Annotated in this window: 18 protein-coding genes; 5 read left to right on the top strand and 13 right to left on the bottom strand. The window is 67.7% G+C overall.

The features are described from left to right. Positions 1–88: 88 nt before the first annotated feature. The 4 genes from ESD82_RS06160 to ESD82_RS06175 form a co-directional block, all read right to left on the bottom strand. Positions 89–1,420, bottom strand: coding sequence for an HlyD family type I secretion periplasmic adaptor subunit (locus tag ESD82_RS06160; RefSeq protein WP_147428751.1), 1,332 nt, complete (start codon positions 1,418–1,420; stop codon positions 89–91). Next, positions 1,417–3,411 (bottom strand): type I secretion system permease/ATPase, encoded by a 1,995-nt coding sequence (locus tag ESD82_RS06165; RefSeq protein ID WP_024843365.1) that lies wholly within the window; start codon positions 3,409–3,411, stop codon positions 1,417–1,419. Before ESD82_RS06165 ends, ESD82_RS06160 begins: the two co-directional genes overlap by 4 nt. Next, positions 3,408–5,435 (bottom strand): hypothetical protein, encoded by a 2,028-nt coding sequence (locus ESD82_RS06170; protein WP_147428750.1) that lies wholly within the window; start codon positions 5,433–5,435, stop codon positions 3,408–3,410. Before ESD82_RS06170 ends, ESD82_RS06165 begins: the two co-directional genes overlap by 4 nt. A 106-nt stretch (positions 5,436–5,541) precedes the next feature. Beyond that, positions 5,542–7,407 (bottom strand): hypothetical protein, encoded by a 1,866-nt coding sequence (locus tag ESD82_RS06175; RefSeq protein ID WP_167521700.1) that lies wholly within the window; start codon positions 7,405–7,407, stop codon positions 5,542–5,544. 693 nt (positions 7,408–8,100) lie between these two features. Between ESD82_RS06175 and ESD82_RS06185 the strand changes: the two genes are divergently transcribed. Together ESD82_RS06185 and ESD82_RS06190 are read left to right on the top strand one after the other, a co-directional pair. Next, positions 8,101–8,676: a helix-turn-helix transcriptional regulator gene (locus ESD82_RS06185; RefSeq protein WP_024843369.1), complete on the top strand. Its 576-nt coding sequence runs from the start codon at positions 8,101–8,103 to the stop codon at positions 8,674–8,676. Then, on the top strand, positions 8,673–9,194 hold the full coding sequence (locus ESD82_RS06190) for a hypothetical protein (RefSeq protein WP_024843370.1): 522 nt from the start codon (positions 8,673–8,675) through the stop codon (positions 9,192–9,194). The genes ESD82_RS06185 and ESD82_RS06190 overlap by 4 nt, the downstream gene beginning before the upstream one ends. A gap of 24 nt (positions 9,195–9,218) precedes the next feature. Here the strand turns inward: ESD82_RS06190 and ESD82_RS06195 are convergent, their stop codons facing one another. The 5 genes from ESD82_RS06195 to ESD82_RS06215 all read right to left on the bottom strand — a co-directional run bounded on the left by ESD82_RS06195 (position 9,219) and on the right by ESD82_RS06215 (position 13,286). After that, a complete protein-coding gene (locus ESD82_RS06195) occupies positions 9,219–9,938 on the bottom strand; it encodes a sulfate/molybdate ABC transporter ATP-binding protein (RefSeq protein ID WP_074990321.1) in 720 nt (239 codons plus the stop codon). Positions 9,939–9,946: 8 nt separating this feature from the next. Beyond that, entirely contained in the window at positions 9,947–10,834 is an 888-nt protein-coding gene (gene cysW / locus ESD82_RS06200) for a sulfate ABC transporter permease subunit CysW (RefSeq protein WP_024843371.1), read from the bottom strand. Further along, positions 10,827–11,666: a sulfate ABC transporter permease subunit CysT gene (gene cysT, locus ESD82_RS06205; protein WP_024843372.1), complete on the bottom strand. Its 840-nt coding sequence runs from the start codon at positions 11,664–11,666 to the stop codon at positions 10,827–10,829. Before cysT ends, cysW begins: the two co-directional genes overlap by 8 nt. 3 nt (positions 11,667–11,669) lie before the next feature. Then, complete coding sequence (locus ESD82_RS06210) at positions 11,670–12,635, bottom strand: sulfate ABC transporter substrate-binding protein (RefSeq protein ID WP_407672804.1); 966 nt, start codon at positions 12,633–12,635, stop codon at positions 11,670–11,672. A 375-nt stretch (positions 12,636–13,010) separates the two neighbouring features. Continuing rightward, positions 13,011–13,286, bottom strand: coding sequence for a hypothetical protein (locus ESD82_RS06215; RefSeq protein ID WP_143091231.1), 276 nt, complete (start codon positions 13,284–13,286; stop codon positions 13,011–13,013). A 36-nt stretch (positions 13,287–13,322) separates the two neighbouring features. On the opposite strand from ESD82_RS06215, the gene ESD82_RS06220 reads away from it, so the two are divergent. The 3 genes from ESD82_RS06220 (at position 13,323) to ESD82_RS06230 (ending at position 14,738) form a co-directional block, all read left to right on the top strand. Beyond that, the gene (locus ESD82_RS06220; protein WP_114669306.1) at positions 13,323–13,526 is read left to right on the top strand and encodes a hypothetical protein; all 204 of its coding nucleotides are present in this window, start codon (positions 13,323–13,325) and stop codon (positions 13,524–13,526) included. Between the two features lie 87 nt (positions 13,527–13,613). After that, on the top strand, positions 13,614–14,360 hold the full coding sequence (locus ESD82_RS06225) for a sulfite exporter TauE/SafE family protein (RefSeq protein ID WP_028709851.1): 747 nt from the start codon (positions 13,614–13,616) through the stop codon (positions 14,358–14,360). A 27-nt stretch (positions 14,361–14,387) separates the two neighbouring features. Beyond that, positions 14,388–14,738 carry a RidA family protein gene (locus ESD82_RS06230; RefSeq protein ID WP_024843376.1) on the top strand — a complete coding sequence of 117 codons (351 nt, stop codon included), beginning with the start codon at positions 14,388–14,390 and terminating at the stop codon, positions 14,736–14,738. On the opposite strand, the gene lpxB is transcribed toward ESD82_RS06230, so the two are convergent. The 4 genes from lpxB to fabZ all read right to left on the bottom strand — a co-directional run bounded on the left by lpxB (position 14,713) and on the right by fabZ (position 18,106). After that, the gene (lpxB, locus tag ESD82_RS06235) at positions 14,713–15,876 is read right to left on the bottom strand and encodes a lipid-A-disaccharide synthase (protein WP_147428748.1); all 1,164 of its coding nucleotides are present in this window, start codon (positions 15,874–15,876) and stop codon (positions 14,713–14,715) included. The two genes, ESD82_RS06230 and lpxB, sit on opposite strands and share 26 nt — an antisense overlap. A 166-nt stretch (positions 15,877–16,042) precedes the next feature. Further along, complete coding sequence (locus ESD82_RS06240) at positions 16,043–16,840, bottom strand: LpxI family protein (protein WP_147428747.1); 798 nt, start codon at positions 16,838–16,840, stop codon at positions 16,043–16,045. Continuing rightward, positions 16,837–17,622: an acyl-ACP--UDP-N-acetylglucosamine O-acyltransferase gene (lpxA, locus tag ESD82_RS06245; protein WP_024843379.1), complete on the bottom strand. Its 786-nt coding sequence runs from the start codon at positions 17,620–17,622 to the stop codon at positions 16,837–16,839. The genes ESD82_RS06240 and lpxA overlap by 4 nt, the downstream gene beginning before the upstream one ends. Beyond that, positions 17,615–18,106 carry a 3-hydroxyacyl-ACP dehydratase FabZ gene (gene fabZ, locus ESD82_RS06250; RefSeq protein ID WP_051419448.1) on the bottom strand — a complete coding sequence of 164 codons (492 nt, stop codon included), beginning with the start codon at positions 18,104–18,106 and terminating at the stop codon, positions 17,615–17,617. Before fabZ ends, lpxA begins: the two co-directional genes overlap by 8 nt. Positions 18,107–18,162: the final 56 nt, after the last annotated feature.

Genomic DNA, 18,162 nt, shown 5'->3' on the forward strand with positions numbered 1-18,162 from the left:
AATTATCCTTTCCTTTCAAGGAAAGGGCGGGTGCAGCACCGCAAATCGCCAAACCGGCGGCAAGGATCGGCCTGCCGCGCCGCCGGCCCTAGTTCTCGCGGAAGGCCCGCGACAGGCTGTCTTCGATCGGCTTGACCAGATATTGCGCAAAGGTCCGGGCCGAGGTCTCGATCATGACCTCCGCCGGCATCCCCGGCGTCGGCCGGAAGCCATGCACCCGCCCAAGCTCCGAGGGCGGCAGGTCGATGCGCACCACATAGACCTCGCGCTGGATGCCTTCGGCCTGCGTGGTCAGCGCATCGGCCGAGACATAGACCAGGTGGCCCTGAAGCACCGGGGTGGTGCGCTGGTTCAGCGAGGTCAGCCGCACCGCCGCCTTCTGGCCGATCTCGATCTCGTCGATGTCGGTGCGCGCGACATAGGTCTCGATGATCAGCGGCGCATCCTGCGGCAGGATTTCCAGGATCGGCTTGCCCGCCTCGATCACGCCGCCGGGCGTATGGTAATGCATGCGCACGATGGTGCCCGACACCGGCGCGGTGATATAGGCGCGCTCCAGCACGTCCTGCGCCTTCATCGATTGCTCGCGGACGCTGTCCAGCTCGGCCTCGATGCCCTGGCTTTCGTTCAGCGCGGCCTGCTTGTGCTGGGTCAGGGCCTGCTCGATCTCGCTTTCGGCCTTGCGCATGGCCTCTTCCGTCTCGGCGATCAGCGCCGTGATGCGGCCGGCCTCGCCCACGGCATCGGCGATGGCCCGTGCCAGGACGTTGACATCGCTGCGCCGCACCAGCCCGCGCTGCAAGAGCGTGTCTCGGGCGCCGTGGTCCTCGCGCAGCAAGGCAAGCTGGGTCTCGATGGCGGCCAGCTGCCCCTCGTAGCCCTGGATGCGCGAACGGCTGGCAGCGATGTTGCTTTGCAGCAGGATGATCTCGCCATCCAGCCGGGCGCGGGCGGCGCGAAAGGCTGCCTGCTGCTCGGCCATGATGGCGGCAAAGCTGGGCTCGTCCTGATGTTCCTGCAGGAAGCCGTCGAAGACCAGCACCTCGGCCCCTTCATATTCCGCCCGCAGCCGGGCGCTGATCGCCTCGAGCCGGGCGCGGCGCAATTCCAGCTCGCGCCGGTTGGCGATGGCGGCGGTACGGTCGAGCTGGATCAGCACCTGGCCCTCGACCACCTCCTCGCCCTCGTCGACCAGGATCTCGCGGATAATGCCGCCTTCCAGGTGCTGGACGATCTTGTTGCGGCCGGTGGCGACGAAACTGCCCGGCGCCATCACCGCCGCCGCAAGCGGCGCCCGGAACGCCCAGGTGCCGAACCCGCCCAGGGACAGCACCAGCAGGGCGATGCCAAAGACCAGGTGCCGCGTCACCGAGCGGGGCACCCGGTCATAGAGGCCATCGGGGTCGGATCTGCTGGTCATTGGCCTGCCTCCGGCGCAGGGGGGGTCGCGGCCCGATTGCCCGGCGCGGCCTGCGGCTGCGGCTGGGCTGCCTGCGGCTGCGGGGCCATGGCGGGGGGCTGGTTGCCCGGCGGCTTGCGGCTCGCCAGCCGCTCCAGCATCTGATCGCGCGCACCGAAGGCGGCGATCTGCCCGTCGGCCAGCAGCATGATATTGTCCACGTCCTGGAGCAGCTGGTATTTCTGGGTCACGACGATCATGGTGATCCCGTCCTTCTTGGCCAGCGCCATCGCCCTGGACAGCGCGCGGTCCCCCGCCGTGTCCAGGTTCGAGTTCGGCTCGTCCAGCACCACCAGGCGGGGGCTGCCGAAAAACGCCCGCGCCAGGCCGATGCGCTGCTTCTGCCCGCCCGACAGCGGCGATCCGTCGGCGGCCACGATGGTCTCATAGCCTTCGGGCAACTTGGCGATCATGTCATGGACATCGGCCAGCACCGCGGCCTGGTAGATTTCTTCGTCGCGGGCGTCGGGCCGCATGCGGGCGATATTGTCCTTGATGGTGCCGGGGAACAGCTGCACGTCCTGCGGCAGATAGCCGATGCACTGGCCCAGCTGGCGCTGGTCCCAGTTGCGCAGGTCCATCAGGTCCAGCCGCACGCTGCCCGAAGTGGGCAGGATCGAGCCGACCAGCATCTTGCCCAGCGTCGTCTTGCCGGCGCCGGAATTGCCGACGATGGCCAGCGAGGCGCCGGGGTTCAGCGAAAAGGTGATGGCGTTCAGCACCACCCGCTTGGTCCCGTTCGGCACGTAAAGCAGCCGCTCGACATCCAGGCGGCCCTCGGGATGGGGCAGCCTCAGCCGCTGCTGGTTCAGCGGCGAGGATTTCAGCAGCGCCGAGATGCGGCCATAGGCGGCGCGCGACAGAAGCACGTGGTTCCAGCCCTCGATGGCGCCCTCGATGGGGGCCAGCGCGCGGCCGGCGATGATCGAGGCGGCAATGACCATGCCGCCGGTGATCTCGCCGCGCAGCGCCAGATAGGCGCCCCAGCCCAGCAGTCCCACCTGCGTCAGCAGCCGCACCGCGCGCGAGGCACCGGCGAAGGCGATGTTGCGGTCCTGGGCCCGCACCTGCGCCGTCATCGAGCTGGCGGCGTCGCGGCCCCAGATGGTCACGGCCTCGGGGATCATCGCCAACGCGTTGATGATCTGCGAATTGCGCATCATCGAATCCAGGTGCAGGTTGGCGCGGCTGAGATGCCGGTTCGCCTCGGCAAAGGATTTCGCGGTGGCGCGCTGGTTCATCATCGCGATGGCCATCAGCAGCACGGCCGTGGTCAGCACCATCAGGCCCAGATGCGGATGGACCAGGAAGATCGCCAGGATGAACAGCGGCGCAAAGGGCAGGTCCAGCAGCGACAGCAGCGTCCCCGAGACCAGGAAGCTGCGCACCTGCTGCAGATCGCCCAGCGTCTGGTATTCCTGCCCGGCGCTTTGCAGCGAGGCCCGCGCCGCCGCCGACAGGATCGGCGCGCCCAGCCGGGCCGAGATGTCGACCGAGCTGCGCAGCAGCATGCCGCGCCGGATGGCGTCGAACACCACCTGCAGCAGCACGGCGCCGATGATCACCACCGTCAGCATGACCAGCGTGTCGATCGAGCGGCTGGTCAGCACCCGGTCCGAGATCTGGAACAGATAGATCGGGATTGCCAGCACCAGCATGTTCGAGACGCCGCTGAACAGCAGCACCCCCAGGATATTGGCCCAGATCCGGCGGATCGTCGCCCCCAGCGCCCCGGCGATATCGGGCTCGGACACCCGCTTGTGGAAGGCAGAGCCGCCCTTTGGCTGCGCCGTGGCGGGCGCCGGGGGAATGCGCCCGGCCTGCCGCTCGATGGTGGGGCCGGTGCCCATGGGCTTGGATGCCGGCGGGCGGGACTTGCCCTTCCCCTGCCAATCGACGCACATCTCGGGTTCGAGCACCAGCCGCTCGCTGGTCTTGTCGGATCGGATCATGCCAGCACCGTTTGCATGATGTCGGCGGGCACATCGGCATTCGTGCCGATCGGCACGAAATCACCGTCGCCGGCATCGTCGCCGAGCATCCCCTCGGCCAGGAAAAGCACCGCCTCGCTGGCCAGGCCGGGCGGCGGGGTGGGCATCAGCGGATCGTGGGTTGCGACCAGTTCGGCCTGGTGCAGCAGCGCGTCGGAATAATGCTCGCCGCCGGAATAGATCGTGGCATCGACGCCGAACTCGGCGATCACCGCCGCGTTCACCAGCAGGTTCGAGCCGGTGACGACGCTGATCTCGCCCCCTGCCTGCAAAAGGTCGTCGCGATAGACCTCGATCTGGTCGGCATCGCCCAGCACGTTGGTCTGCCGCACCAGGTTCAACGAAACCATGTCGCCCTTGATATGCAGCACCCGCACCAGGTCCAGGCCCTGGAAGGCGGGGTCGTTCAGCACCGATTGCGGCAGGCTGACATCGCCCGCCGCCGCCCCCGCCAGCATCGCGGCATGGTCCGCGCCGGCCGCGACCACCCCCGCCAGGCCGACCTGATGGATGGTCGCATCGTTGATCAGCAGATTGTCGCCCGAGCTGATCCTGCCGCCATGGCCATCGCTGACCATGATGCGGTCGTCGTCCAGCAGCACGTTGGTCTGCAGGATCGCGTTCAGGTTGATGACCTGCCCATCGACGATGATGAGATCGTAGCTCATCCCCAGTTCCAGCAGCGAGACGTGGTTCAGCGCGCCGTTCTCGCCCATCAGCAGCAGGGTCTTGTTCGCCTGAAGCGTGATCGAGGCGATGTCGTTATCCGACATCAGATTGAACTGCTCGATCCAGTTCATGCTGATGAGGCTGCCCTCCAGCGTCGCCGTCACCCAGTATTGCGGCGCATCGTCGTCGCCCTGCGGCACCAGCATCGGGTTCGAGAAGCTGGTGTAGCTGGCGAAGTTCAGCCCCAGCGTCGGACTTGTGGCCTGGCCCTGCGCGGCGGCCGAGAGGCCGCCCAGCACGTCCGAATCGCTCCAGACATTGGTCTGGCTGATGAGGTTGTAGCTATAGACGCCCCCCGCCACGGCGACCACCGGCGCCGTCACCGCGGCGGAATGGATCGTGACCTGGTTGATCAGCGTGTTGTTGCCCAGGACCAGGTCATGGCCTTGCCCGGTCACGCCGGGGCCGGAAACGTTGGTGGGGCCGGCCGAGCTCGGCCCGTCGCGGCTTGTGACCGGGGCGCCTTCCTGCGCCTCGCGCGCCTGCTCGGCCGCCACCTCCTTGCGATAGGCGGGCATGAGCGCGTCGATGTCGGGGCGGGCATCGACCTTGACGCCGTTCTGGTACTGGCCCTCGACATCGGCGCCCTGGCGCGCATGGATCTCGGCGCCGGCAAGCTCGGTTTCGGGCAGGTCGGTCTGGCGGAAGGTCTCGGCGATCAGGCGGAAGGCGGGCTCGTCGGCGGGCATCGCCACCGGCAGGGCAAGGCCCAGCTGCTCGGCCTGCGCCGCCAGCGCCTCCAGCCGCGCCGCCAGCAGGTGCTGATCGACCAGCCCCTCGCGCATGGTATCGGCATTCACCCGGTCGCCATCGGCCAGCCGCGTCTTCTGGACCACGATGACGGCGACGGAACCGGGCACGGGCAGAACCCATTCCGGCACCGGCGTCACCACCCCGCCCGGCGGCTTGGCAGTCCAGGGCACCGCGGCATCGGGCCTGTTGGCGGACATCCCCTCGGGCGAGACCGAGGACCGCGGGAAATGGTGGTCCAGCGCCAGGACGGGCGGCGCCGGATCGGCCGAAAGCCCCTCGCCGGGGCGATAGGGGGGCACATAGCGGATATCGGGCTGGTAATCGAGCGGCTGATAGGGATGGCCGGCCCATTGCTGGATCGCATCGACCGGACCAAGGTCGGGAGCGACCTTCTTGGCCGTCAGCCGATCATATTCGATCCGCATCCGTCCATGTTCTTCCGCGAGGTGAAAAACTCCGATGAAGTGCCAGATCGCTTCTTCTGTCGCGTCGATCACCAGCATGTCTGCCACCTTCCTCGATAAAACAATTCCGGCTAGGCCGAGGGAAATCAATTAAACGGAAACCTGCGCAGGAAGACCCTGCGCAGGCAGTTCGTCACGGGGCCCGTCAGCCCAGGTCGTCCTGGCCGACCACGGTCGAGCTGAGATCGCCGCCGACCACGGTCATGTCGACGGTGTTGCCCAGCACGTTCGCGCCCATCACGATGCTCTGGTTGAACGCCGTGGTATCCAGGATCGAGTCGGCCGAGGCGGTCGAGTAGCCGTTGACATAGCCGTCATCGCCATTGTTCGACCCCCAGGTGCCGGCATGAGCATAGCCACCGTCGCCCGACATCACCTGGCCGCCGGCACCGCCATTGCCGCTGCTGGTGTTCATGCCGTTGCCGCCCAGGGCATAGCCGCCGGTCGAGCTGGCCGCGCCGCCGGCGCCGCCGGTGGTGCCATTGGCCGCGCCGCCCATGCCGTTGCCGCCAGTGGCATCGCCATAGCCTTCGCCCGTGCCATCCGCACGGCCGCCGTTGCCGGCCGCCGACAGGGCCGCGCCGAAGCCCGCGCCGCCGGCATCGCCCGAGGTCGCGTCGCCGGCCATGGCCGCCGCTGCGGAAAGCGCCGCACCGATACCGGCACCGATGCCGCCCGCGCCGCCCGCGCCACCGTCGGCACCGTCGCCGCCGTTGCCGGTGTCGCCGCCATTGCCGCTGTCGTTGTTGACGCCCACGCCGACCAGGCCCAGGCCAAGCGCGCCGGTCGGACCGGCATCGGCCGAGCCGGTGCCGCCGCCCGCGCCGCCGGCGCCGCCAGAGCCGCCGGGCCCGCCGGCACCGGCACCCAGCGCAGCTGCCAGACTGCCGGCCCCGGCATCGCCGCCGCTTGCGTCACCGCTGAGCCCGGCACCGATGCCGGCACCCAGGCCCGCCGCGTCGCCGCCATCGGCCGAACCGCCCTTGCCGGCGCCTACGCCAAGCCCAAGCGCCCCGCCGCCGTCGCCGTCGCCGCCCCAGGCCGCGGCCTTGCCGCCGTTGCCGCCATCGGAATGGCTGCCCGAGGCCATGGCCTTGCCGCCATCGGCATCCGCATCGCCCGAACCGCCGTCGGCGCTGCCGCCGCTGCCGCCCCGGCCACCTTCGCTGCCGGCATCAATGCCGCGCTCGGCCGTGGCCGTGCCGCCATAGACGCTGCCGTTCTGGTTGAAGTCGGCATTGTTGGAGACATTGGCATCGCTCAGGTCATCCTGGTCGTTCATCGTCCCGGATTGCGGGATGATGATGCCCACGTCGGCGCCGCCGCCGTTCAAGGCATGGTTCAGCACGTTCTCGATATTGATGTCATCGGTGCCGATGCTGATATTGCCGTCGCGATTGACCAGAAGATCGCCCATGCTGCCATGCGCGTTGTTCAGGTCGATGTCGGCATAATCGTTGTCGGTCGGCTGCCATCCATTCAGATCAAGGCCCACGCTGACATTGGTCGAGACGTTGGTCTCGACATCGGTGTTGTTATAGGCCGTGTTCACCGCCTTGTTGTAGGCGTCGTTCGTCGCATCGTTGCGCGCGTCGTTGTTGGCGTCGTTGCGCGCATCGTTGCTGGCATCGTTGTCGGCCTTGTTCTTGGCGGCATTGCCGGCCAGGTTGCCTGCCACGTTGCCGGCAGCGTTATAGGCAAGCGTCTCCGAGGCGCTGCTGTTCGCATTGGCATTGGCATTCGCGTTTTCGTTCGCGTTGCTCTGGCTCTGATGCTGCCCCTGGCCTTGGTCCTGACCCTGATCCTGGCCTTGACCCTGGTCCTGATCCTGGCCCTGGGCCTGCTTGTTCAACTGGCCCTGACCCTGGCCCTGACCTTGATCCTGGCCTTGATCCTGGTCCTGGTCCTGATCCTGGTTGTTGATCGGCCAGGCGAAGAGATTCATGTTGCGGCTGCCAACCATCGTCATTTCCTCCTCTAGAGGCGGGGGAGATGCGGCCAGATCCTTCACAAGCACGCCTGCCCGCCCGGTTGCGGTGGATGAAGGCAAGCCGGTTGCGGTCGCCGGGCGAATGCCCACCGTCACGACGGCACGACCGTTTCCGTCCTGCTGCTGATACGGACAACCGCACACCACCTTGCGCGGCCCCGTCCGACCGGCCCCGGAACTGCCCCGGATCGCCGACCTTGAAGAAGGCTACGCCTCGCTCAGCGATTCGGCCTAGCTGCACGAAAAGGCTAGCGGGGGGCTGGCCGAATACCCGAAGAATCCGCTTTGGGCCTATGGCCAGGCGGCACCGCATCCTCTCCGGATCGCCCGAACGGGTTAATCCCTTTCGCCAGGGGCACGGCACCCGGCCCCGGCTGTCCTCACCAAAGGGACAGGTGCGGATGCGGGCCTCTACCCTGGATGGAGCGGCCCGATGAACTTACAACTAAGTTGTGGTGATTCTTGAACTTATCCCTCGCTCTTCCCTTTGAGGACGGGCGAAAACTTGCTAGGCTGAACTGTCCGGTCGGCCTGGGAGGGCTGGCCGGGACGGGGGAGTAAAACCATACGCAAGAAGGTAGGAATGACATGAACATGGCATCTTGCGATGGCGTATCCAGTGAAATCCGTACGCTGTCTGACCGGCCTGCGCGTGGAACGGCAGAGGTTCTCTTTGTCGGAACACAATGCAATTTTTCCCACAGCCTGATTTCGGTGACCAGCCAGGAGCTGGGACATATCACCGTGGCGGCTGCACTATCCTTCGACGACTTTCGCAGCCTGTCCGAACTGACCGGCGAATGGCCGACGCTGCTGGTTCTGGACGAACCGACGATGCGCGGATTGTCAGAGGAGGATCGCACCTATCTGCTGGGCCTGAACGACGTGGCGCTGGCCATCGCCTTTTGCACCGGCGCCTTCGGCCGGGCCTGCTACGAGGATGCCACGCTGCGGCGGCGCGCAGCCAGCATCCTGCCGCTGAACGTCCGGCTGGACGTATGGCTTTCCGTGATCAAGCTGGTCGCCCATGGCGGCAATTACATCTTTCCCGAGATCATTTCCTCGGCCGGGGTCGCGATGCCGGCCGCGGTCCCGGACGAGCTTGGCCTGACCCAGCGCCAGCAGGACGTGCTGCGCCTGGTCGCCGACGGCCAGTCCAACAAACGGATCGCATCCAGCCTTGGCCTGTCGGTCCATACGGTCAAGCTGCACCTGCGCAATGCCAGCCTGCGGCTGGGCGCCCACAACCGCACCGAAGCCGCCATGCGTTATCGCGCATTGGGATCATGACCGCGCCGGGGGCGCCCGCCGGGACCGGCGCGGCCGAGCCCGACCTCGATGCGGTGTTGCTGCGGGTCGGGCGGCTCAACTACGCCTGGAGCAATACCGAAAGCCTGCTGATCCACATGCTCGCCGGGCTGACCGGGATGGACAAGAGCGCGGCGGTGGTGGTCTTTCTGTCGGTCTCCTCGACGCGCGGCCGCATCGAGATGGTCGAGCGTCTTGCGAAACTGCGCCTGCCCGCCGGGCAGGAGCAGCAGGAACTGCTGGAGCTGACAGCCCGCTTTGCCAGGCTGTCCGCCGTCCGGCACCGCTACAACCACAGCATCTGGTCGTTTCAAGAGGACGGCTCGGTCTCGACCATCCTGATGCGGATCGCCGACCGGCGCGACCGCATCCACATGGGCCGCAAGCAGACCCTGGGCAACGACGAGATGCTGCGGCTGGACCAGGATCTGGAGTTGCTGTCGCAGCTGAACCGCAACATCTGGCGCTTCCTGCGGCAATACGAATACCCGATCGACTAAGGGCGCGCACGCCGCATCGCCGCGTCAGGCGTCGATGAACTCGCGCACGAAGGGCGTCGCCGGGCGGGCGCGGATGTCCTGCGGGCGGCCGACCTGCTCGATCCGGCCCATCGACATCACCACCACCAGGTCCGCCAGTTCCATCGCCTCGTCCTGGTCGTGGGTGACGAAAACCGTGGTCAGGCCGGTGCTGTCGTGGATCTCGCGCAGGCCTTGGCGCAGTTCCTTGCGCACGCGGGCATCCAGCGCGCCGAAGGGCTCGTCCAAGAGCAGCATCCGCGGCTCGATGGCCAGCGCGCGGGCCAATGCCACGCGCTGGCGCTGGCCACCCGACAGCTGGCTGGGAAAGCGCCCGCCGATCTGCGGCAACTGGATCAGGTCCAGAAGCCGGGTCACGCGGCGCCCGATCTCGGCCCGGTTGGGGCGCGAGCGGCGGGGCCGGGCGCGCAGCCCATAGGCGATGTTCTCGAACACGGTCATGTGCCTAAACAGCGCATAGCTCTGGAAGACGAAGCCGGCGCGGCGTTCCTGCACCGTCAGCCCGGTCGCATCCTGCCCGTCGAAAAGCACCCGGCCCGAAGTCGGGAACTCCAGCCCGCCCAGGATGCGCAGAAGCGTGGTCTTGCCCGAGCCGGAGGGCCCCAAGAGCGCCACCAGCGCCCCCGAGGGGATGGCCAGGCTGACCGGGTGCAGCGCGGTGGTTGCACCGAAGCTCTTGGCGATTTCGTCGATCTCGATATGCATGGGACACCTCAATGGCGGCGCGTTGCGGCAAGCTGGTCGGCATGGCGCCATTCCAGCACGGTCTTGAGCGCCAGCGTCAGCAGGCCAAGCAGGGCCAGCACCGCGGCCAAGCTGAAGGCGGCGACCGAAAGATATTCGTTGTAGAGCATCTCGATGGTGATCGGCATGGTGGCGGTCTGGCCGCGGATCTTGCCCGAGACCACCGCGACGGCGCCGAACTCGCCCATGGCGCGGGCATTGCACAGCAGCACGCCGTAAAGCAGCGCCCATTTGATATTGGGCAGCGTCACGGTCAGGAAGATGCGCCAGCCCGAGGCACCCAGCGTCAGCGCCGCCTCTTCCTCGGCGCGGCCCTGTTCGATCATCACCGGGATCAGCTCGCGCGCCACGAAGGGGAAGGTGACGAAGATCGAGGCCAGCACGATCCCCGGCAGGGCGAAGATGACAGGCAGGCCGCTGGCGACCAGCCAGCCGCCGATCAGGCTGTTGGTGCCGAACAAGAGCACCAGCGCCAGCCCCGCCACCACCGGCGAGACGGAAAACGGCAGGTCGATCAGGGTGATGAGGAAAGCCTTGCCGCGAAAGTCGAACTTGGTGATCGTCCAGGCGGCGGCGATGCCGAAGACCGCATTCACCGGCACCGAGATCGCCGCGACGATCAGCGTCAGCCGGATGGCCGAGGTCGCCTCGGGCCGGGCCAGAGAGGCGAGCGCCTGTCCCGCGCCGCGTGCAAGGGCCTCGGCAAAGACCACGGCCAACGGCGCCACCACCAGGACGGCCAGCCCGCCGAGTGCCAGGGCGATCAGCAGGATGCGTACCGGCCGGCTTTCCTCGGCCACCGGGCGCCATTGCGCGGTTTTCTCGCCGCCGGCGGCGTGCAGGGCGTTGTCAAACATGGCCGATCCTCCGCCGGCTCCAGATCTGGATCAGGTTGATCGCCAGCAGCATGGCGAAGGAGATCAGCAGCATGGCGATGCCGATGGCAGCCGCGCCGTCATAGTCGAACTCTTCAAGCTTGATGACGATCAAGAGCGGCGCGATCTCGGTCTTCATCGGCAGGTTGCCGGCGATGAAGATGACCGAGCCGTATTCGCCGACCGCGCGCGCCAGCGACAGCGCGAATCCGGTCAGCGCCGCAGGCAGCAGCAGGGGCAGGATCACCCGGCGCAGGGTGTGGAACCGCCCCGCCCCCAGCGTGGCCGAGGCTTCCTCGACCTCCTGCTCGATCTCGGCGATCACCGGCTGCACGGTGCGGGTGACGAAGGGCAGGCCGACGAAGATCAGCGCGATCAGGATGCCCCATTGCGTATAGGCGATCTTGCCGCCCAGATCGCGGACGATGCTGCCGAAGACGCCGTTCGGCGCGTAAAGCGCGGTCAGCGCGATGCCCGCCACCGCCGTCGGCAGGGCAAAGGGCAGGTCGACCAGCGCATCGACCAGCCGCCGGCCCGGAAAGTCATAGCGCGCCAGCACCCAGGCCAGCAGCGTGCCGAAGACCAGGTTGACCAGCGCGGCCAGGAAGGCCAGGCGGAAGGACAGATACAGCGCCGCCCAGACCCGCGGCGTGTTGATCGTGGCCCAGACCGCCTCGGGCCCATAGCTGATGCCGCGGGCCAGCAGCGCGCCGACCGGCAGGATGACGATCAGCGACAGCATGGCCAGGGTGATGCCCATGCCGAGGCCGAAGCCCGGCATGGGGGATTTCTGCAAGCGGAACGCCAGCGCCATCGGTCATTGCCCCGAATAGATCTGGTCGAAGGTGCCGCCATCGCCGAAATGTTCGGGCTGGGCCTGTTTCCAGCCGCCGAAATCGGCGATGGTCACCAGATCGAGTTGCGGAAAGCGCGCCACGTCCTCGGGATTGGCGGCGCTGTCGTCCCAGGCGCGGTAATAGTGCTTGTAGGCCAGCGCCTGCCCCTCGGGCGAATAGAGGAAGGCCAGATAGGCATCGGCCAGCGCCTTCTGCTCGTCATCGGCGATGTTCTTGTCCACGATGGCGACCGGCGGCTCGGCCAGGATCGAGACCGAGGGCACGACGATGTCGAACCGGTCCTCGCCCAGCTCGTTCAGCGCCAGATAGGCCTCGTTCTCCCAGGCCAGCAGCACGTCGCCGATCTCGCGCTGGGTGAAGGTGGTGGTCGAGCCGCGCGCGCCGCTGTCGAGCACCGGGACATGCTTGAACAGTTCGGTCACGAAACCCTTGGGGTCCTGGCCGTTCTTCTGCGCCCAGGCCCAGGCAGCCAGATAGTTCCAGCGCGCCCCGCCGCTGGTCTTGGGGTTCGGGGTGATGACCTCGACGCCCTCCTTGACCAGGTCGCCCCAATCCTGGATGCCCTTGGGATTGCCCTCGCGCACCAGGAAGACGATGGTCGAGGTATAGGGCGCGCTGTTATGGGGCAGGCGCGACTGCCAATCCTCGGGCAACAGGCCGCGGGACGCGATCTGGTCGATATCCGAGGCCAGCGCCAGCGTCACCACCTGCGCCTTGAGCCCGTCGATCACCGAGCGCGCCTGCGCGCCCGAACCGCCATGCGAGGTCTCGATGGTCGGCGCGGCATGCCCTTCGGCCTGCCATTTCGCGGCGAAGGCGGCGTTCACCTCGCGGTAAAGCTCGCGCGTCGGGTCATAGCTGACATTCAGCAGGCTGTTGTCGGCATGGCCCGGACCGGCCAGTCCCAGCCCGACCAGGCTGACCACGATCGCCGCGATGCGCCGCAATCCCGGCGCCGCCGGACCTGCCCTCCTGCACCGGGAGCCCTGCGCGCCGCGAGCGCAAATCGACCGGCCACCGGCCGTCGGATTGTCGGTTGCGGGAACGATGCGGGTCATGATGCTTGTCCTCCTTGCTCTGCTTGCGGGAGCCTCATGACCGTAATTACGACAGAGTTTATCGTTTATTGCAAGATAAAGACGTGTTTATCCATCGTTTTTATTATTGCATAATATCAATGTTTTAGCAAATTTTCGGAAAACTTTCCGCGACCGGCCCTCATGCAGCGGGGGCGTTGACGAGACAAGGCCGGCCCATCCGGGGCCGGCCTTGCCTGCGGATCGGGCGGGCTCGCCCCCTCCTCAATCGTCGTCGTCATCGTCATCGTCGTCGCGACCCCGCCGCCGCCGCGGGCGATCATCGTCGTCGTCATCGTCCCATGCGCGATGGCGGAAGGTGCGCCGGTCGTCGTCGTCGCGCCACCAGCCGCGATAGGCCCAGCCGTCTGGGCCACGCAGCAGCCGTTCGATCCCGTCGCGGTGGAAATAGCGGGGAAAGTCGTCGTCATCCGCCAGAGCCGCGGCCGGAAGGGCCGCCGCGAACGCGGTCGCCGTCAGAATCATGCGAAATGGTGCCATGCACTTTATCCTTTCATCCAGGGCAACGTCAGATGGTTGCAAGGGGATTACGCGCCGCGCCGCGGTTCATTCCCGCCGAAGGGCGATTTTTCCGGGCAAGGCAGCACCGGGAACCCTCGCCCGCCGGTCGCGTTCCGCTTACGGCCAGCAAGGGAGAAAATAATGAAAGGCATCATCGCCTGGCTTCTGGGCGTTCCGATCTTCGTCATCATCCTGCTTTACCTGACCGGCATCTTCTGAGCGAAAGCGCCGGCCCCGCGGACGGCTGGACGCCCCGGACCTGCAAGGCTAAGCATGGGCGCCCACCACGAACAGGAGCCGTCCGGCATGACCGAAACCTTGCTGATGCTCGCCGCCGGTTTTCTCGGCGGGATGCTGAACGCCGTCGCCGGGGGCGGCACCTTCATCACCTTCCCGGCGCTGGTCGCCAGCGGCGTGCCGGTGGTTTCGGCCAATGCCACCAGCACGGTCGCCGCCCTGCCCGGCTATCTGTCCGCCGCGCTGGGATTCCGCCGCGAGATCGCGCAGATCGAGCGGGCGCTGGTGCTGCGCCTGACCTTCTGGACGCTGGCCGGAGGCATCGTCGGCTCCTGCCTGCTGCTGGTTTCCTCGAACAAGGCCTTCGCGGTGCTGGTACCCTTCCTGCTGCTGGCGGCGACCTCGGTCTTCATCTGGGGGGCGCAGGTGCGGGAATGGGCGGCGCAGCACCGCAATGCGGTCGCGCCCTTCGGCGCCGGGACCATGGTGCCGGTCGCCATCTATGGCGGCTATTTCAACGGCGGGCTGGGCATCGTGCTGCTGGCGCTGTTCGCGCTTTGGGGCATGACGCAGCTGAACCAGATGAACGGGCTGAAGAACTGGCTGTCCTTCGCGCTGTCGGTGATCTCGCTGGCGATCTTCGCGGCCGGCGGGCAGGTCGCCTGGTGGCCGGCTGCGGTCATGAGCCTGGGCACCATCCTGGGCGGCTATCTGGGTGCGCCGGTGGCGCGGCGTATCCCGGTTCCGGCGCTGCGGGCATTGATCGCGGCCATCGGCTTTGGCATGACGGCGCTGTTCTTCTGGCGGCTCTTCTGACGCCAGCCCAACCCGAAAGGATTTTCCATGTCCGCGATCAAACGCATCGAGACCGGCCCCCGCATGAGCCAGGCGGTCATCCATAACGGCACCGTCTACCTGGCCGGCCAGGTCGGCAAGCCCGGCGAGCCCGTAGCCGAGCAGACCCGCGAGGTACTGGCCCAGATCGACCGGCTGCTGGCGGAATGCGGCTCGGACAAGACCCGCATCCTCTCGGCGCAGGTCTGGCTGGCCGACATGGCCGATTTCGCCGAAATGAATGCCGTCTGGGACGCCTGGGTGGCCCCCGGCCACGCCCCGGCCCGCGCCACCGGCGAATCGGCGCTGGCGACGCCCGACTACAAGGTCGAGATCATCGTGACCGCGGCGCAGAACTGATCGCCGCCAGGACCGAACGCGCGGCGCGCAGGCCCGGAGCCTCGCCGCCGCGCCCCAGCCGCTGCATGGTCAGCGCCATCGCCGCCAGTTGCTCGGCCCGCTCACCGCCATTCTCGATGAGCCGAAACAGCGCCTGAGACATCGGCCCCGGCTGGCAGTTGCGGCCCAGGTATTCCGGCACGGCGCGGGTCTCGCTGACCAGGTTGACCAGCGTCACCGTGTCGGTGCGCAGCAGCAGCCCGATGATCATCCGGCTGAGCGGCGCCACGTCATAGCCGATCACCATGGGCACGTCGTTGGCCGCCAGGTCCAGGCTGACCGTGCCCGAGGCCGCCAGCGCCAGGTCGGCAGCGGCGAAGGCCGCGCGCTTCTCCTCGGGACGCTCGACCACCACCGGCGCGGTCGGCCAGCGCCGCGCCATGTCGCGCACCAGCCCCGAAACGCCGCGCACGGTCGGGATCACCACGCGAATCTCGGGCACCCGGTCGCGCAGCCGGATCAGCGCCTCGTCGAAGCGCGGGCCCAGGCGCCCCACTTCGGTCCGGCGCGAGCCCGGCAAGCACAGGACCAGCGGCGCATCCGGCGCGATGCCGTTCGCGGCGCGAAACCCCGCCGCCTCGGCCTCGCCCGCCACCGGCTCGGCGGCGATGGGGTGGCCGACGAAATCGCAGCTCATGCCGGCGGCCTGCATCAAGGGCGGCTCGAAGGGCAGGATCGCCAGCACATGGTCGATCACCTCGGCCATCTTCCGGGCCCGTCCCGCCCGCCAGGCCCAGACCGAGGGCGCAACGTAATGGATGGTGCGCAGATCGGGGTTCAGCGCCCGCGCCTGGCGCGCCACGCGCAGGCAGAAATCCGGGCTGTCGATGGTGATCAGCGCATCGGGCCGGGCCTCGGCAACGGCGCGGGCGGTCTCGGCGATCCGGGTCTTGAGCGCGCGGTATTTCGGTAGCACCTCCCAGATGCCCATCAGGCTCAGTTCTTCCATTGGGAAACGGCTCTCGAGCCCCTGCGCCGCCATGGCGGACCCGCCGACGCCCAGGAACGCAGCCCCCGGATCGAGCTGCTTCAAGCCAGCCATCAGGGCGCCGCCCAGATTGTCGCCCGAAGGCTCGCCCGCGATCAGGAAGAATTTCATCGCGCCGCTCCGCTTGCCATGCCCCGACATGGGTATTTGAAGAACAGAGAAATCCCCCGGTCTTCTTCGTTCCCCAAATACCCTCCTGCCGCTTTCGCGGCACCGTCACGTGAGTATTTGGGCAACGGTGAAAGAGGCTCGCTTCACCGTTGCCCAAATACTCATGTCATCCGCGCCCCCAGAGAAACAGTCCCGCCGCCTGGGCGCGGCGCATTGCCTCGGCCCTGTCCAGCAGGATGACGCTGCCCGCCTCCCAGGCGATCCCCGCAAGCCCGGCCTCGGCGGCCTGGGTCACGGTGTCGGGGCCGATGGTCGGCAGGTCGATGCGCCGGTCCTGGCCGGGTTTCGGCGCCTTGTAGAGCACGCCGCCCGGCCCGTTGGGATCGGGCTTCAGGCCCGCGTGCAGCCGCGCGAATTCCAGCATGGCCTGGGTGCCCGGCAGCGCCTCGACGGCAAGGCAGAGCCCTTGCGCCACCACCGCGCCCTGGCCGATATCCAGCGCGCCGAGGCCGGAGACGATCTCGGCGGCGCGGGCGGCATCCTTCTGGTCGCGCGGGCTCGGCTCGCCCGTCAGAACACCTTCGCCCGGCACGAGATCGGGAAGGATCTGATCGACGGAGCAAATGGATATGCCGGCTTCCTCGAAAACGTCCAGGACCGCGCGCAGCGCCGCGTCGTCGCCCGACTGCATCCCCATCAGGATGCGCGGCACGATGGTCAGGGTCCGGGGGTCGAAAAGCTCGGGCTCGATCCTGGGGCGTCGGATGGCGCCGGCGAATACCGCCTGGGTCACGCCCTGCTCGGCCAGTTCGTCCAGAAAGGGCACCAGCCGTTCGAGGCGAAAGGGCCTAGCCTCGACCTGCGGCTTCAGGTTGTCCAGCGCATAGACCAGCGGCCGGTCCAGTGCCGCGGCAATGGCGGGGGCGAGGTTGCCCTCGCCGGCGATCAGGGCGATGCGGCTCATGGATGGGGCGCCAGGAAGCTGCGGTCCGAGGGGCCGAGGATAAAATCCAGCACCTCGCGCACCATCGGGCCGTTCTCGGACTCGGCAAGGTGCCGGGCGGTGTCGCGGAAACTGCCCCGGCCCAGATGCGCCAGCATGTCGCGCAGCGCGTGGATTTCCTCGCGCGAGGCGCCGCGGCGCTTCAGCCCCACCAGGTTCAGCCCGTCCAGGTGGCCGCGCGGCCCCTGCACCAGGCCGAAGGGGATCACGTCGGCCGTCACCATCGTCACCGCGCCGATCATCGCGCCGCGGCCGATGCGCACCCATTGATGCACGCCAGAGAGCCCGCCGACGATCACGTCGTCCTCCAGCACGCAATGCCCGGCGACCGAGGCATTGTTGACCAGGATCACCCGGTCGCCGAGCCGGCAATCATGCGCGACATGGCTGCCGGCCATGAACAGCCCGTCGTCGCCGATGCGGGTCACGCCGCCGCCGCCCTCGGTGCCGGGATTCATCGTCACATATTCGCGGATACGGTTGCGGGCGCCGATTTCCAGCCGCGTGCGCTCGCCGCGGAACTTCAGATCCTGCGGCACCTCGCCCAGCGAGGCGAAGGGGAAGACCGTGGTCTCGTCGCCGATCGCGGTCTCGCCCGCCACCACGACATGCGATTTCAGCACCACGCCCCGGCCCAGGCTGACCTCGGGGCCGAGAACGCAGAACGGGCCGATCTCGCATCCCTCGCCGATCCTCGCGGCGGGATCCACGACGGCCGAGGGATGGATGCGGGTCTCAGCCATTCTCGCCACGGTTCAGCATGGCCATGACCTCGGCCTCGGCGGCAAGCTGGCCGTTGACCAGGGCGCGGCCCTCGAACTTCCAGATCTTGCCGCCGCCGCGCAGGGTCTTCATGTGCAGTTCCAGCACGTCGCCCGGCACGACCTTCTGGCGGAAACGGCACTTGTCGATCGACATGAAATAGGTGCCCATGCCCTTGTCGGCGAGATCCAGCGTGACGCCGACCAGCACCGCGGCCGATTGCGCCATGGCCTCGATGATCAGCACGCCGGGCATCACCGGCTCCTGCGGGAAATGCCCCTCGAAATGCGGCTCGTTCGAGGTCACGTTCTTGACGCCGACGCAGCTTTCGCCCGGCACGATGTCGCGGACGCGGTCCACCAGCAGGAAGGGATAGCGATGCGGCAAGATGCGCTTGATCATCGCCAGATCGACTTCGGTCGGCGGGATGTAGGCGGTCTGGTCATCGTTGGGGGCGGCGGCCATGCGGTCCTCTTGGAATGTTTTCATTTGCCTAGCAACGGGGCGCGGACTTGGCAAGT

The organism is Paracoccus pantotrophus, from assembly GCF_008824185.1.
GTDB classification, from domain to species: Bacteria; Pseudomonadota; Alphaproteobacteria; order Rhodobacterales; family Rhodobacteraceae; genus Paracoccus; species Paracoccus pantotrophus.